The 13,961-nt window shown below is 70.0% G+C and carries 14 protein-coding genes; 3 read left to right on the top strand and 11 right to left on the bottom strand.

Annotated features, from left to right (window positions below; all coding sequences use genetic code 11):
• Window positions 1-43: 43 nt before the first annotated feature.
• The 5 genes from C2U31_RS29815 to C2U31_RS29795 are packed head-to-tail and all read right to left on the bottom strand — an operon-like array spanning window position 44 to window position 5,247.
• The gene (locus C2U31_RS29815) at window positions 44-904 is read right to left on the bottom strand and encodes an ABC transporter ATP-binding protein (RefSeq protein WP_103276096.1); all 861 of its coding nucleotides are present in this window, start codon (window positions 902-904) and stop codon (window positions 44-46) included.
• A 17-nt stretch (window positions 905-921) separates the two neighbouring features.
• Window positions 922-1,746, bottom strand: coding sequence for an ABC transporter permease (locus tag C2U31_RS29810; protein ID WP_103276095.1), 825 nt, complete (start codon window positions 1,744-1,746; stop codon window positions 922-924).
• The gene (locus C2U31_RS29805) at window positions 1,743-2,573 is read right to left on the bottom strand and encodes an ABC transporter permease (protein WP_103276094.1); all 831 of its coding nucleotides are present in this window, start codon (window positions 2,571-2,573) and stop codon (window positions 1,743-1,745) included. The genes C2U31_RS29810 and C2U31_RS29805 overlap by 4 nt, the downstream gene beginning before the upstream one ends.
• Window positions 2,574-2,585: 12 nt before the next feature.
• Window positions 2,586-3,683 carry an ABC transporter substrate-binding protein gene (locus C2U31_RS29800; RefSeq protein ID WP_103276093.1) on the bottom strand — a complete coding sequence of 366 codons (1,098 nt, stop codon included), beginning with the start codon at window positions 3,681-3,683 and terminating at the stop codon, window positions 2,586-2,588.
• Between the two features lie 25 nt (window positions 3,684-3,708).
• Entirely contained in the window at window positions 3,709-5,247 is a 1,539-nt protein-coding gene (locus C2U31_RS29795; RefSeq protein WP_103276092.1) for an amidohydrolase family protein, read from the bottom strand.
• 284 nt (window positions 5,248-5,531) lie between these two features.
• Between C2U31_RS29795 and C2U31_RS29790 the strand changes: the two genes are divergently transcribed.
• Complete coding sequence (locus C2U31_RS29790; protein WP_103276091.1) at window positions 5,532-6,731, top strand: serine hydrolase; 1,200 nt, start codon at window positions 5,532-5,534, stop codon at window positions 6,729-6,731.
• Between the two features lie 29 nt (window positions 6,732-6,760).
• Here C2U31_RS29790 and C2U31_RS29785 read toward each other — a convergent pair whose 3' ends face one another.
• Window positions 6,761-7,570, bottom strand: a complete 810-nt coding sequence (locus C2U31_RS29785; RefSeq protein WP_103276090.1) for a DUF6348 family protein — start codon at window positions 7,568-7,570, stop codon at window positions 6,761-6,763.
• Between the two features lie 241 nt (window positions 7,571-7,811).
• Here C2U31_RS29785 and C2U31_RS29780 point away from each other — a divergent pair, with 241 nt between their 5' ends.
• Window positions 7,812-8,363 carry a GNAT family N-acetyltransferase gene (locus tag C2U31_RS29780; protein ID WP_103276089.1) on the top strand — a complete coding sequence of 184 codons (552 nt, stop codon included), beginning with the start codon at window positions 7,812-7,814 and terminating at the stop codon, window positions 8,361-8,363.
• A 15-nt stretch (window positions 8,364-8,378) separates the two neighbouring features.
• Here the strand turns inward: C2U31_RS29780 and C2U31_RS29775 are convergent, their stop codons facing one another.
• From C2U31_RS29775 to C2U31_RS29760, 4 genes are all read right to left on the bottom strand, one after another.
• A complete protein-coding gene (locus C2U31_RS29775) occupies window positions 8,379-9,200 on the bottom strand; it encodes an alpha/beta fold hydrolase (protein ID WP_103276088.1) in 822 nt (273 codons plus the stop codon).
• 88 nt (window positions 9,201-9,288) lie between these two features.
• On the bottom strand, window positions 9,289-10,218 hold the full coding sequence (locus C2U31_RS29770; protein WP_103276087.1) for a hypothetical protein: 930 nt from the start codon (window positions 10,216-10,218) through the stop codon (window positions 9,289-9,291).
• A 6-nt stretch (window positions 10,219-10,224) separates the two neighbouring features.
• Window positions 10,225-11,031 carry a MerR family transcriptional regulator gene (locus tag C2U31_RS29765; RefSeq protein WP_103276086.1) on the bottom strand — a complete coding sequence of 269 codons (807 nt, stop codon included), beginning with the start codon at window positions 11,029-11,031 and terminating at the stop codon, window positions 10,225-10,227.
• Window positions 11,032-11,109: 78 nt separating this feature from the next.
• Window positions 11,110-12,144, bottom strand: a complete 1,035-nt coding sequence (locus C2U31_RS29760) for a MerR family transcriptional regulator (protein WP_103276085.1) — start codon at window positions 12,142-12,144, stop codon at window positions 11,110-11,112.
• A gap of 152 nt (window positions 12,145-12,296) precedes the next feature.
• Between C2U31_RS29760 and C2U31_RS29755 the strand changes: the two genes are divergently transcribed.
• On the top strand, window positions 12,297-12,980 hold the full coding sequence (locus C2U31_RS29755) for a MarC family NAAT transporter (RefSeq protein ID WP_103276651.1): 684 nt from the start codon (window positions 12,297-12,299) through the stop codon (window positions 12,978-12,980).
• Window positions 12,981-13,034: 54 nt separating this feature from the next.
• On the opposite strand, the gene C2U31_RS29750 is transcribed toward C2U31_RS29755, so the two are convergent.
• On the bottom strand, window positions 13,035-13,931 hold the full coding sequence (locus C2U31_RS29750; RefSeq protein WP_103276084.1) for a DMT family transporter: 897 nt from the start codon (window positions 13,929-13,931) through the stop codon (window positions 13,035-13,037).
• Window positions 13,932-13,961: the final 30 nt, after the last annotated feature.

The following is a 13,961-nucleotide window of genomic DNA, read 5'->3' as shown; positions in this document are numbered from 1 at the left end:
GAGTTCCTAGTCGGATGAGAGGGGGGGATATCGTTGGGGCGGCCTACCAGGCCATGCGCAGCGAGGCCAGCGACGGCGGCGCCAGCGCGCCGGCGGCGCTGCCCAGCGGCGCGCTGTCGTCGGCGGGGGCGCCGTCCGGCTCCAGGAAATCGGACAGCACGTCGTCGCGCAGGCGGATGAAGCGCGGGTCGCTGCGGTTGCGCGCATGCGGCAGCGGCACGTCGACGATGCGGCGGATGCGGCCCGGACGCGGCTGCATGATGACCACGCGGTCGCCCAGGTAGACGGCTTCCTCGACATCGTGCGTCACCAGGATCATGGTGATGCGTTCCTTCTGCCAGATGCGTTGCAGCTCGGTTTGCAGCCGGGCGCGCGTCAGCGCGTCCAGCGCGCCGAAGGGCTCGTCCAGCAGCAGCACGCGCGGGCGGTTGACCAGGCCGCGCGCGATCGCCACGCGCTGCGCCATGCCGCCGGAGATCTGGTGCGGATAGGACTGCTCGAAGCCTTCCAGACCGACCAGGGCGATGTGCTCGGCCACCAGCTCGCGCTTTTCCGAGGCGCTGCGCGGCGCGTTGCGCAGGCCGACGGCGATGTTCTGCGCCACGTTCAGCCACGGGAACAGGCGATGGTCCTGGAACACGATGCCGCGGTCCGGGCTGGTGCCCAGCACCGGCGCGCCGCCCAGCGTGATGCTGCCGTCATGGGCGTCGTCCAGGCCCAGGATCAGCCGCAGCAGCGTGGACTTGCCGCAGCCGCTGGCGCCGACCACGGCCACGAACTGGCCGGCCGGTATGCGCAGGTCGATGCCGGACAGCACCTGCAGCGCGCCGCCTTCGGCCTGCGCGCTGGCGTAGCGCTTGCCGACGGCCTTGAGTTCCAGGTCCAGGGTGTGGGGTTGTGCCATGCGTGTTGCTCCCGCGTTCATAGTGTCCGGCCGCGCAGCCGCGCGAGCCGGCGCTCGGCCAGGCGGGCCGAGGCGTTGGTGAGCCAGCCGATCGTGCCCACCACGAACATGCCGAAGATCACCAGGTCCATCTGGAAGTGCTCGCTGCCCTCGATCAGCAGGTTGCCGATGCCTACGCCCGCCACCAGCAGGTATTCGGCGCCAATGGTGGCGAGCCAGGAATAGATCAGCGCCAGGTAGATGCCGGTGAAGATGGCCGGCGCGGCGGCCGGCAGCACCACCAGGCGGAAGGTCTGCCAGCGCGTGTAGCCATAGACCCGCGCCACTTCGAGCAGCGCGGGCGGCGTCTGGCTGATGCCGTCGCAGGTGTTGACCACCACCGGCACCAGCGCGGCCAGCGACAGGAACGCCACCTTGGCGGTGTCGCCCAGGCCGAACCAGACCGAGATCAGCGGGATCCAGGCGAACAGCGAGATCTGCTTGAAGGTGTTGAAGCTGGGCCCGGCCAGGCGGTTGAAGATGCGCGACACGCCCAGCGCCGCGCCCAGCAGCAGGCCGGCGAGGGTGCCGATGGCGAAGCCGGTGAATTCCCGCGCCAGGCTGGCGCCGAGCGCGCGCCACAGTTTGCCGCCGGAGATCTGCTCGACGGCGGTGGCCAGCACTTTCTCGGGCGGCACCAGCAGCGCCGAATTGACCAGGCCGGCATGGGACAGCAGCCACCACAGCAGCACGGCGGCCACGGGCAGGACCAGCCCGCGCCAGCGACCGGCGGCCGAGACGGGCAGCGGCTGCGCGGCGGCCGCCTCGGCGGCGTCGCGCGACAGGGCGGGGGCGGCGCTCATCGCGGCGCTCCCGCCGCCTGGGCGGCCGGGCCGCGGATCAGCTTCGTCTCGGTCCAGTCCAGCGCGCGGTCGATGGCGTAGCCGATCGCGCCCACCACGATCACGGCGGCCATGACCAGATCCAGCTGGAACAGCTGGCGGCCGTACACGATCAGGTAGCCCAGGCCCTCGCTGGAGGCCACCAGCTCCACCACCACCAGCGACAGCCAGGCCTTGGTGAAGCCCAGCCGCAGGCCGGTGAACAGCGTGGGCGTGGCCAGCGGCAGCACGATCTCCAGCACTTCCTGACGACGCGTGTAGCCATAGACGCGACCCACCTCGCGCAGCGCCGGGCTGGCCTGGCGAAAGCCCTGCAGCGTGTTGAGGGTCACGGGCACCAGCGCCGCCTTGGCGATGAGGATGATCTTGAGCGCTTCGCCGATGCCCACCAGCAGCAGCACGAAGGGCAGCCAGGCCAGCACCGGGATCTGCACCAGCGCGTTGAACGTGGGCAGCAGATAGGCTTCGAGCCGGCGCGACAGGCCCATGGCCACGCCCAGCAGCAGGCCCAGCAGGCCGCCGGCGGCGAAGCCGGCCAGCACGCGCCGCAGGCTGGCGGCGGTGTTGAGCCACAGGTCGCCATTGACGGCCAGGTCGCGCAGCGTTTCCCAGACATAGGCCGGCGGCGGCAGCACCTGCGGCGAGATCCAGCCCTGGCTGGCGCCCGCGTGCCATAGCGCCAGCAGCAGCACGGGCAGCAGCCAGGGCGCGGCGGTCCAGGCGGCCTGGCGCGCCCAGGGCGGCAGCGGCGCGGCGCGCCAGGCGCCGGAAGAGGACAGGACGGCCATGTGCGTCTCCGATCAGCGCGCCGAGGCCTGGCGCTCGCCCGCGACGGCCTTGCCGGCGGCGTCGTGGCGGGTCCAGTAGTGTTCCAGGCCCTGCGTCCTGAGCGCCTGCTTCAGGTAGCGGTCGTCGAACCAGCCGTCCACCGATACTTCGCGGCGGATCAGCTTGAGCTTGAGCGCGTCGGCCACCACCGCCTTGTAGCGGGCGATGATGAAGTCGTCGATCAGCGGCGAGTTGCGCGCGGCCAGGTCCTGCTTGTCGAACTCGGCGGCCCAGGACGCGTAGGGCACGCCGCTCTTTTCCCAGAGCTTGAACAGCGCGTCGCGATTGGCCTCGTCCGAGGCCCAGCGCGAGGCGCGCACGAAGACATCGACCACCTTCTGCACCTGCGCCGGGTTGTCGCGCTCGAACTCCTCGCGCACCAGCAGCGAGGCCTGGCGCGTATACGCAGGATCCTGGCCCTGGGTGCTGTAGATGACCTTGGCCAGGCCCTGGTCGCGCACCTTGAACCATTCATAGCCGCCAAAGGCCGCGTCCACGCCGTTGGACACCAGCGCGGCCTGGGCGCTGCCCGCGTCCAGGTTGACGCCCTTGATGTCGCGCTCGGACAGGCCGTGGGCGGCCAGCACGTTGATGGCGACCAGATGGCCGTTGGTGCCCCGGAAGATGGATACCTTGTGGTCGCGGATGTCCTTGATGGACGACAGCGGCGAGGCGACCGGCGCCACCAGATAGAGGTTGTTGCGCACGCCGCTGGCCACCAGCAGCTTGGTCTTCAGGCCGTTGGCGCGGCCCACCACCTGCGGCAGGTCGCCCTGGTAGGCGAAGTCGATCTGCTTGTTGGACAACGCCTCGTTGACCGCCGGCCCCGCGCCCTTGAAGAACAGCCATTCGACCTTGACGCCGTCGGCCGCGAAGGCCTGTTCCAGCCAGTTGTTGGCGCGCACCACGCCGCCGGGCGAGCCGCCCCAGGTGATGGGGTCGCCGCCGCCGGCGGTGGCCACGCCGATGCGGATGATGTCGGCCGCCCGCGCCGGGCCGGCCGGCGCGGCGGCGGCCGCCAGGAGGGCCAGCGCGGCCAGGGATCTGCGAAGGAACTGCAAGGGCTTCATGGCGGGACTCATACAGGGCGTGGCGTCAGGCGGCGCGGGTCTTGGTGTCGGTGGCGGCGGGGCGGGCGGCGAGCTTGCGCTCGATCTCCGTGCCCCGGAAGAAATCGGGATTGGCCTCGGTGTAGAGGCGGTAGGGATTGCCGAACACCAGGGCCTTGAAGTCCTGCTCGCTGATGACGCCCTGTTCGACCAGGTCCCAGCTTTCGGCCAGCGGCTCGGTCAGGTCGGGCACGTCCCAGTGGCCGATGTCGGAGGACCAGATCGCGTTGATCTTCGCGCCCAGCGGATGGACGCGGTCGTTGAAGGCGGCCGCCACGGTGCGGTCGTCGGCCTCGGAGCCGAAGTAGAAGCTGTCCACCCAGCGCTTGCGGATGTCCTCGGCCGACTCGATGCCGGCGGCGGCGAAATCGTCCAGCTCGTCCTCGTGCGGCTCGCGGCTGTGCGGCAGGGCGGAGATGCCCAGGCTGTCGCGCAGCAGCTGCGCCGGGTCCAGTTCGCGGCCACGGATGAAATCCGCGCCATAGCGCGAGAACAGATCCTGCAGCAGCGCGAGGTCGGCGTGGGCCGGGTTGTAGTTCTGCACCGCCTTGCGGTTGCGCTTTTCCCAGCGGTCGACCAGATGCGTGTAGACGTGCGAGCCCCAGTCGGCGCCGCCTTCCAGCAAGGCCACGCGCAGGTTCGGGAAGCGGCGCGTCACGCCGCCGAAGAACAGCGCCTTGGCGAAGGCCTGCGAGCCGTCGGCGAAGTGGCCGATGTGATTGAACATGTAGTTGCTGGTGGATTGCCGGCCGGTCCAGCCCTGGCTGCCGTAGTGCGTGGTGACGGGCACGCCCAGCTCGACCACCTTGGCCCAGAACGGGTCGTAGTCGTATTCGCTGTCGATGCCGTAGAAGTCGACATAGCTGGCGTGGCGGGCGATCTCCGGGTACTGATCGGCCGGATACTTGCGGGCGATGGCCTTGATGGGCCGCTTCACGCCGCCGGCGATGTTGATCACCTTCAGGCCCAGCGTCTTGACCGCGAACTCCAGTTCCTCGATGCCTTCCTGCGGCGTGTTCAGGGGGATGCCGGCCACGGGGGTGAGGCGGTCGGCGTACTTGCGGTACTGGTCGGCGTGGAAGTGGTTGATGGCGCGGTGCAGCGGCTGGCGCGCCTCGTCGCCCGCGCCCAGCGGCGCCAGCACGTCGTTCGGGAACAGGATGGAATAGTCGGCGCCCTGTTCGGCCAGGCGCTCGTACAGCAGCTCGGGCAGGGTGTAGGTGGCCAGGTCCAGCGTGTTGCGCGTGACCCGCGCCCACCACGGCGAGCGCAGCGTGCGGTTGTCATGGCGCTCGGCCGGCGTCTGCTGGTACCAGTCCTTGCCGTCGCGCCGCGTGGGGTAGCGCGAGCCCAGCGCCTTGCGCAGCGCGTCCACCAGCTTGGAGCCGCCGTAGTGCTGGATATAGTCTTCCAGCACCGGCGCGTAGTCGTTGACGTGCACGTCGGTGTCGATGACGGGATGGTCCAGCCGCGCTTTCACGGCGGCGGATCGGGACGCTTTGGCGGGGTGCAGGCGGTCGTTCATGGGGGGCTCCGTGGTTCGGGCGGGCGGCGGTGGCGGGTTCGGCCCGCCGGCGGGGCGGTTCATCACCGTGGGTTCATCACCCTGGGTTGACCACATTAAGTGAGGCCCCGGAAGGCGCAAACGACGGATTGGTTGTTTCTTACTGCGTCATGACCAAATGACGCATGAGGTCATGCCGCATGACTAAATGCGTCATGACCTCATAACCGGCCTGCCCGGTTGCGCGTGGATGTGCGAAGATCGCGTCCTGGCTGCCGTGGCCTGTTCCGGATGTCCGCTACCCGATGAATTCCCGCAATCGCTTTCCGGCTGGCGGCGCGTCCGCGCCGGCCCCGCGCCAGCGCCGCCTGGCCTGGCGGCTGCTGGCCGGCGTCGCGGCCCTGGCCGCCTTCGCCTATGCTGGCACGACGGTCATGGACATCCCGCCGCCCTACAGGCTGTACCAGCTGGAAGTGGCGGAACCGTCGCGCCGGGGCGAGCTGTTCCCGGTGCGCGAGGTGGCTGCGCCGGCCGTGCCCTGGGCCTTGCCCGCGCAGCCCGAGCCGCCGCCCGCGACCGTGCCCTGGAAGGGCGGCCAGATCGCCTTCGACCGTTTCCTGGAACTGACGCACACCAATGCCTTCGTGATCCTGCGCGATGGCAAGCTGGCCTATGAGTGGTACCGGCCCGGGGTCGATGCGCGCACGCCGATGTCGTCATGGTCCATGTCCAAGTCGCTGGTCTCGCTGCTGGTTGGGCAGGCCATCGCCCGAGGCAAGCTGCGTGAAAGCGACCGGCTGGTGGATCTGCTGCCGGAGCTGAAGACGGGCGGCGACTACGACAAGGTCACGGTGCGCGACCTGCTGGACATGCGCTCCGGCGTGTTCGTGGCCGAGAACTATCGGCCCTACTGGCCCTTCACCGGCGCGGCGCGCATGTACCTGACGCGTGACCTGCCGGGCTTCATCGCGCGCAATCGCGAGATGGAATTCACGCCGGGCAGCGCAACGGCCTATCGCAGCGTCGACACGCAGCTGCTCGGGATGGCGCTGACGCGGGCCACGGGCAGCAACCTGGCGGACCTGCTGGCCCGCGACATCTGGCAGCCCATCGGCGCCGAGCGGCCGGCCTCCTGGAACCTGGACCGGGCCGGCGGCACGGAAAAGGCGTTCTGCTGCGTCAACGCCACCGCGCGCGATTTCGCGCGCGTCGGCCAGATGCTGGCGGACCAGGGATACGTGGCGGGGCGGCAGGTGGTGCCGGGCGCCTGGGTGGCGCGCATCGCGGCGCCGGTGACGACGCCGCTGGACGGCTGGGGCTATTCCGCGCAGTGGTGGCATCGCGGCCCCGATGACGGCGAGGACTATTCCGCCATGGGCATCTACGGCCAGTACACCTACGTGCATCCCGGCCGGCGCGTGGTCATCGTCAAGCTCAGCGATCATGGCGCCGAGCAGGACGAGCGCGGCACCTACGACGTGTTCAGGGCGATCGCTCGGCGCTAGGCGCGCCGGGCGTCGCGGCTCGGCGACGCTCAGCCGGGTTCGCCATCGTACAGATGGGCGATCACCAACTGCTTGCGGAACTCGAAGCCGCGCTGCGGCCAGGTGCCGACGTATTCGGCCAGGGCCTGCTGCCCGGCCGGATAATCCTCGCCGTTGACGCGGCAGTCCGCGCTGATCTCGCCGTTGGCGTCGCGCGCGGCATACAGGCGGATCGCGGCATAGCCGCCGTCGCGCAGGATGCCGTGGAAGGCGTCGAGCGAATTCGTGAACAGGCAGCAGGGGCAGAATGGATGCTCTTCGTCCTGCGCCGGCGCGGGCGATTCGGCATAGTGCGCGACCGGGCCGAGCACCACGCGGCGGCGCAGGCTGGCGCCGCCGTCATCGGCCGGGAATTCCATGATCATGCAGGGACAGTCGGGCTCGTCGCTGGCGCTGTCGCGCAGCGCCACCGCGTCCGTCGCGGCCCATTGCGAGAAGCCCCGGCGGAACGCGCTGACGGCGTCTTCGTTGCTGATCGAGTGCTGGTATTCGAACACGCCTTCCGGCGCCAACTCGGGGTGCCAGGCCTGGATGGTGGTGGACGTCCGCATGTTGCCGTCCTCGGACAGCTGCGCGCTCACCAGTTGCGGCAGCAGCCAGAAGCCGTCGCCGGTGCGCAGCCAGGCCTCGTCGCGCGTGGCGGGGATGTCGCGTTCCTGCAGGGCGGCGAGCAGCAGCTCGGTCAGGTCGATCTGCTCGTCCCAGCTTTCCTCGCCTTTTTCGAAGTTGATCGCGAAGGTGGAGATGTCGCCCGGATTGCCCGGGCTGACGCGGGGAGTGGGGGTGGCGGAAGAGGCCATGTCGTGGAGGGTTCTGGATGGGGTAAAGGAGACGGAATCCGCGTCCGCGCGTCGCGGCGCGGGCGGGGCTGCGTCAGTTATAGCGGTCTTGCCGTGACAGGTCCAGCCGCGGTTACGCACGGTAAAGCCTTGACGCCCGGCGCCCGCGAATTCGCCTTGTTTGCAGCGTTCAGACGGAGCCTGGCCTTGAGGCATAATGCCAGCCCATTGGCGCGGGCACCGGGCTCGCCCGGAGCATGCCATGAGCAGGATAGAACTGCGTCGCGTCCGTAGCGGCGACGCCGCCGACCTGATCGCCGCGAATCAGGCCAACCAGCACTACCATCGGCCCTGGGTCGCGTCATTGACGGACCAGGCGGGTTTCGACGCCTGGTTCGCGCGCACGCTCACCGGACCGAACGTGGGCCTGCTCGCGCGCGAACGCGCGTCGGGCCGCCTGGTCGGCGTGGTCAACATCAACGAGATCGTCGCCGGCGCTTTTCTCAGCGCCTATCTCGGCTATTACGGCATGTCCGAATTCCGTGGCAGCGGCATGATGGGCGAGGCCCTGCGCGCCACGGTCGAGCTGGCGTTCGGCGAACTCGGGCTGCATCGCCTGGAAGCGAACGTGCAGCCCGCCAATACGGCATCCCTCGCGCTGCTGCGGCGCGCCGGATTCCGCAAGGAAGGGTTTTCGCCGCGCTATCTGCGGATTGACGGGCAGTGGCGCGACCACGAGCGTTGGGCCCTGCTGGCCGACGACGCTGCGCCAGCTGGCGCAGAAGGGCTGGCCGGCGGGGACGGGCAGGCGTAGCGCGTTTGCCCGACGTCAGCCCTCGGCGGCGCGGCGCAGGATGAAGTCGTCGAGCAGCGCGGCAAAGCCGGCCGGGTCTTCCAGGCTGGGCAGATGGCCGGCGCCGACGAATTCGCGCGCTTCGGCGCCGGGGATCGTCCGCGCCGCATGGCGCGAGCGTTCCTGCACATGCGGAAAATCCAGGTCGCCCCAGGCCACCAGCGTCGGCGCGGCGACGTCCGCCAGGCGCGGATAGGCGGGCGCGGGCTCCAGCGCCTGTCCGCCAGGGGACGCGCGCAGCGCGATGCCGTTCATGTCCAGGAACAAGGTCCGTGTTTCGCCCGTCACGCGGCCCTCGGCGGCGAGCACGCCGTCCAGCAGCTGGCGCGCCTTGCAGCGGTTGACGCGTTCCATATCGCCGGCGGCCTCTGCCTGGCGCAGCTCGTCCATCTGCGCTTGCACCGGCGGGTCATAGACGGGCGCGGGCGCGCCCGCGATGTTCGGCGCGACCAGCACCAGGGCGCGCACGCGCGCCGGATGCAGCAGCGCCATGTCCAGCGCGACGCGGCCGCCCGCCGATGCGCCCACCAGGATCGCCGGTTCGCCGTCCGTCAGCGCGTCCAGCACCGCCAGCAGGTCCGCGACCTGGGCATGGTCTTCGGGATCGGCGCGGGTCAGTCCATAGCCGCGCCGGTCGTAGGCGATGGTCCGGCCGCGCGCGGCGTAACGGGGCGCGACGGCATGCCACATGCGGCGGTCGCACACGCCGGCGTGCAGGAACACGATGGGGGTGCCCTGGCCCGAGACGCTGGCCGCCAGCCGGGCGTGCCCGGATGTGATCCATTGAAGGGAATCCATGCCTGATCCTTGGGAGTTGAAGCAGGCGCCCATGCTACAGCGCCGGGCCGTATCGTGTCAGTCCCGCGCCCGTCCCCGGCGGATTGCCTCAGGACTCCGCGCGCAGGGCCGCGAGCAGTCGCGAGTAGGTCGGCGCCAGCCGGCGCAGGCACCGGGCCGCGCTGGCATCGCGCCGCGTCACCAGCGGATGTTGCAGGGCGCCGATGTATCGCGCCTGCTCGGCGGCCACGGCGGCGGCCTGCGGGCAGCCGGCGCGGGCCAGGCAGGCCGCCGCGTCGCTGGCGCGACGCGCGCCGACGCGGACCGCGAAATGGATCAGATGCATCCGGAGCGCGTCGTCGCAGCCGTCGAGCAGCCTGTCCGCCAGCGCTTCGGCGGCGTCGGCGTTGCCCAGCGTGCCGGCGGGAACGGGACGTTGCGGATCCATGGCGAGCCAGCGCGCGGCGGCCGGCAGCGCGGCGCGGATGGCCTCGGTCTCCGAGACCGCCGAGACGCGCGTGAAGCCCGTGCGCAAGGTGTAGGGCGCGCCGTAGTCCACGGTATCCGCCGCCCAGGCGGCCATGAAGTCGGCCAGCGGCAACGTGGCATAGGGGAAGCCTTGCGGGTCGTGCATCAGCACGCAGCCGTCCTCGATCGCCAGCGCGACGACATAGTGATCGGCCTGGATCGGCCCCGTCATGCCAGGCTGATGCCTGAAGTATCCCATCTCGACCGGACCGATCCAGGCAGGACCATGCGCCAGCGCGTCGTGCAGTCGTTCCTGCGCCTCGCCCGCGCTGCCGCCGCAACTGCGGTCCGAACGCCAACCCAGCGCCGCCAGCGCGCCGTCGAAACCAGCGTCCGGATTCCAGCCATGGGGATCGAACAGCGGCAGCGCGCCCCCGAGCATCTGCATGCCGAACGGACTGCCCGTGGCGAATTCGATGACGGCGGTGGACGGGGCGTGTTCGCCGAACATCATGGCGAAGCTGTTGGCATAGCAGTAAGGGCCGGAGCCGATGTAGGGCAGGTGCCGCATGGAGCCTCAGGGTGCGATGGGGTAGGCGACATCGAAGCGGGCGCCGCCGGTGCCCGGGTGGATTTCGTAGGGACTGCCGGCGCAGCACGAGCCGGCCTGGCCTTCCAGCCAGCGCTCGATCGCGTCGTATAGGCGCAGCACCTGTGGATAGGTTTGCAGCGCGGCCGGCGCGGGCAGATAGGCTTCGCGTCCGACGGGTCGCAGCCGCAGGCTCAATTCGCCCGAGGGTTCCAGGTGGCCGGCATAGGCGATGGCGGCTTCGATCCGGCCGGCGCCATCATGGCCCACGGCTTCGTGGAAATGCAGCATCAGCGGGCCTTCGGCGGCCAGGCCGGCTTGGGCCAGGGCGTCGCGCAGCGTCGCGTCGGCGTGTTCGGCGAAGGGTTCCAGGCCGTCGATATCGACATGGGTTTGCAGGTACGCCAGCTTGGCAGCGGGCACGTCGCGCACGCGCACGGCGCCAGCCAGTCCGGCATCGCTGTCGGCGGACCGGCGGACGATGGCGTCCACCAGCTCACTCTGTTCGGCCAGCCGGTCCGCCTGCGCCTCCAGCCAGGCGCGCAGCTCGGCCGCGCGCGTCATCTCGTCCAGCGCCAGCAGGCGCGCGATGCGGGCCATCGGCAGGCCCAACCGGCGTAGCCGGGCGATCAGCCGGGCCGTGGCGGCCTGGCTGATCGCGTAATAGCGATAGCCCGTGGCCGGGTCGATGCGATCGGGCACCAGCAGACCCTGATCCGCGTAGAGCCGCAATGCCTTCGGCGACAGCTGGGTCAGGGCGCCGAAACGGCCCGCGAGCAGATGGGTGTTGGTCATGGGCGAGAGTGTGGGGCTTGCCCCTGGGGCGAGGTCAAGCGGACTGAGCGTCCCGCCGCCCGGGCGGCGGGACGGCATTCAGCGCGCCTGCGCGAGCGTGGTCATCGACTGGCGCATGAAACCGAGCAGCTCATCGCTGGCCCAGGTGCCGGCGGTGAGTTCGGGCTCGCTCATCGTGGCCTGCCGGAACTTGGCGTGGGTGGCGGGGTCCTTGCCGGCGTAGCTGCTGAACAGCGTCATCCAGCGGCGGGCCAGGGCCAGGCCGGCGGGAGAGCCCGGCGCGTGGCCAGCGTCGATGGCGTCGCGCGCGTCGGCCATGAGTTGCGGCCACTCGGCGGCGCGGTCGTCGTAGTGCGCGCGCAGATGGCGGATCTCTTCGGGCGTCAGGTACTTCTCATAGATCAGCAGCTTGCTTTCCGAGAAGGCGCGCAGCACGTAGTCGCGCATGGCCGGCGAGATGCCGACATGTTCCTGCATCGACGGTTCGCGTTCGTACATGGCGTTCAGCTTGACCAGCAGGCGCGGATCGCCGCCGGTGTCGCGGACCAGCAGCGTCATCCAGCGCGTCGCCAGCTCGCGCGGTCGCCGCGCCTCGGGCGCGACGCCGGCGTCCATCTGCGCGCGCACCTCGGCGATCAGCGCCAGCCAGTCGGCGTCCGGCGAGCCGCTCTGGCTGCTGCGGTACATGGGCAGGCGGTCGAGTTCGTCTTGCGAGAAGTACTTGTCGTACATGGTCATCAGTTCCAGAGTGTTGAGCCAATCGGCCAGCTCCGGTTCCGCGCCGCCGAGCAGCTGGCCGTGCAATTGCGCCAGTCTCGCGCGCAGTTGCGCGGCCTGCTCGATCTGCCGGTCAAGGGCGGCGATCTGCCGCGCCACGATGCCGGCCAGCGGGACGCCGGGCTGGTCCAGGAAGGCGCCGATCTCGGCCAGCGACAGTCCGAAGCGGCGCAGCGCCTGGATCTGGTGGAGCCGGGCGATGTCGTCGCGGCCGTACAGCCGGTAGCCGTTCTCGGCGCGCGCCGAGGGACTGAGCAGACCGATCGCGTGATAGTGGTGCAGCGCGCGGACCGTCAGTCCGCTGCGCTTGGCCAGTTCACCTACTTTCAGCTGCATCGTTTCCCTCCGTGAGTGGCGCAGACCGAACTCTGGAGCGTTACGTTACGTGAGGGTCAAGCGGAAAAGCAATGTCGGGTTTGGGCCACAATAGGGACTGGCGCCGCGCATGGCCGCGCGGCTTTTCCGATTCCCGTCTTCCGGTTCCGTCCATGCTCAACGACCTGTTCCTGCTCGGCAAGCTCACCGGCCTGGGCCTGGTGATCCTGCTGCCCCTGGCCAATCCCCTGACTTCCATGACCATGCTGCTGTCGCTGGGGCAGCATATTCCGTACAAGGAGCGCGCGCGGCAGATCCGCCAGGCGGCGTGCTATGTGGTGGGCATCATGCTGGTGACCTACTACGCCGGGGCCTGGATCATGAGCACCTTCGGCATCTCGATACCCGGGCTGCGCATCGCGGGCGGCTTGATCGTCATGGTGCTGGGCTTCAGCATGCTGTTCCCCAAGGCGCAGCCCGAGGACGCGCCCGAGGTCGAGCAGACGGACGCGGCGGCCCGGCGCGGCGCCGCCCCCAACATCGCCTTCGTGCCGCTGGCCATGCCGGGCACGGCGGGGCCGGGCACCATCGCCATGATCATCAGCGCGGCCTCGTCGATGAACTCCGATGAACTGGCGCATGTGCCGGCCTGGGTGCTGGCGGTGGTGCCGATCGTGGTGTTCGCGCTGCTGGGCCTGATCTTCTGGATCTGCCTGACCTCGGCCGACAAGATCGTGGCGCTGATCGGCCACGAGGGCGTGGAAGCGATCTCGCGCGTGATGGGTTTCCTGCTGGTCTGCATGGGCGTGCAGTTCGTGATCAACGGCGTGCTGGAGATCGCGCACGGGCTGCCCTGAACCGGGGCGGGCGGAGCGCATCCGGCTGCCGGGCCGGCGCGTCCGCCCGCGGTCTTACCTGGCGAACTTCTTGGCGCCGGCCACGCACAGGATCACGCCCACCGTGACGCCCAGCATGGCCACGCTGACGTGCTCGTGCAGCAGGCCCGCCGCCAGCGCCAGCCCGAAGAAGGGCTGCAGCAGCTGCAGCTGGCCGACGGCGGCGATGCCGCCCTGGGCCAGGCCCCGGTACCAGAACACGAAGCCGATGAACATGCTGAAGAGCGCCACATAGCCCAGGCTGATCCAGGCCGGCGCGCTGATGTTGGCGAAGGACGCCGGCGCCAGCGCCCAGCTCATCGCCGCCATCACCGGCAAGGACAGCACCAGCGCCCAGGAGATCACCTGCCAGCCGCCCAGCGTGCGGGACAGCCGGCCGCCTTCGGCATAGCCCAGCCCGCAGACGACGATGGACGCCAGCATCAGCAGGTCACCCTCGACCGAGGCGCTGACGCCCTGGGTCAGCGCGAAGCCGACCACGAAGAGGCTGCCCAGGATCGAGAACAGCCAGAACGCCGGGCGCGGCCGCTCGCCGCCTCGGATCACGCCGAAGATGGCGGTGGCCAGCGGCAACAGGCCGACGAAGACGATTGAGTGCGCCGAGGTCACGTGGCGCAGGGCCAGCGCCGTCAGCAACGGAAAGCCGACCACCACGCCGAGCGAGACGATGATGAGCGGGATGATGTCCTGCCTCGCCGGCCGCTTCTGCCGGAACAGGAACAGCACGGCGACGGCCAGCAGGCCGGCGATGGTGGCGCGCGCCACCGTCAGGAAGAGGGCGTCGAACTCCAGGACCGCGACCCGCGTGGAGGGCAGCGAGCCGCTGAAGATCAGCACGCCGAGAAAACCGTTGATCCATCCGCTCGCGGTCCGGTCGTCCGGCTTGTTCCGCAAGATAGCTGTCTGTTGCATGATTGCCTGCGCAAAATGGCGTTGCTGGAA

This window comes from Achromobacter sp. AONIH1 (assembly GCF_002902905.1).
Lineage (GTDB): Bacteria > Pseudomonadota > Gammaproteobacteria > Burkholderiales > Burkholderiaceae_B > Achromobacter.
The sequence above is the reverse complement of the archived record's forward strand: the minus strand, read 5'-3'. Positions and strand labels throughout refer to the sequence as shown.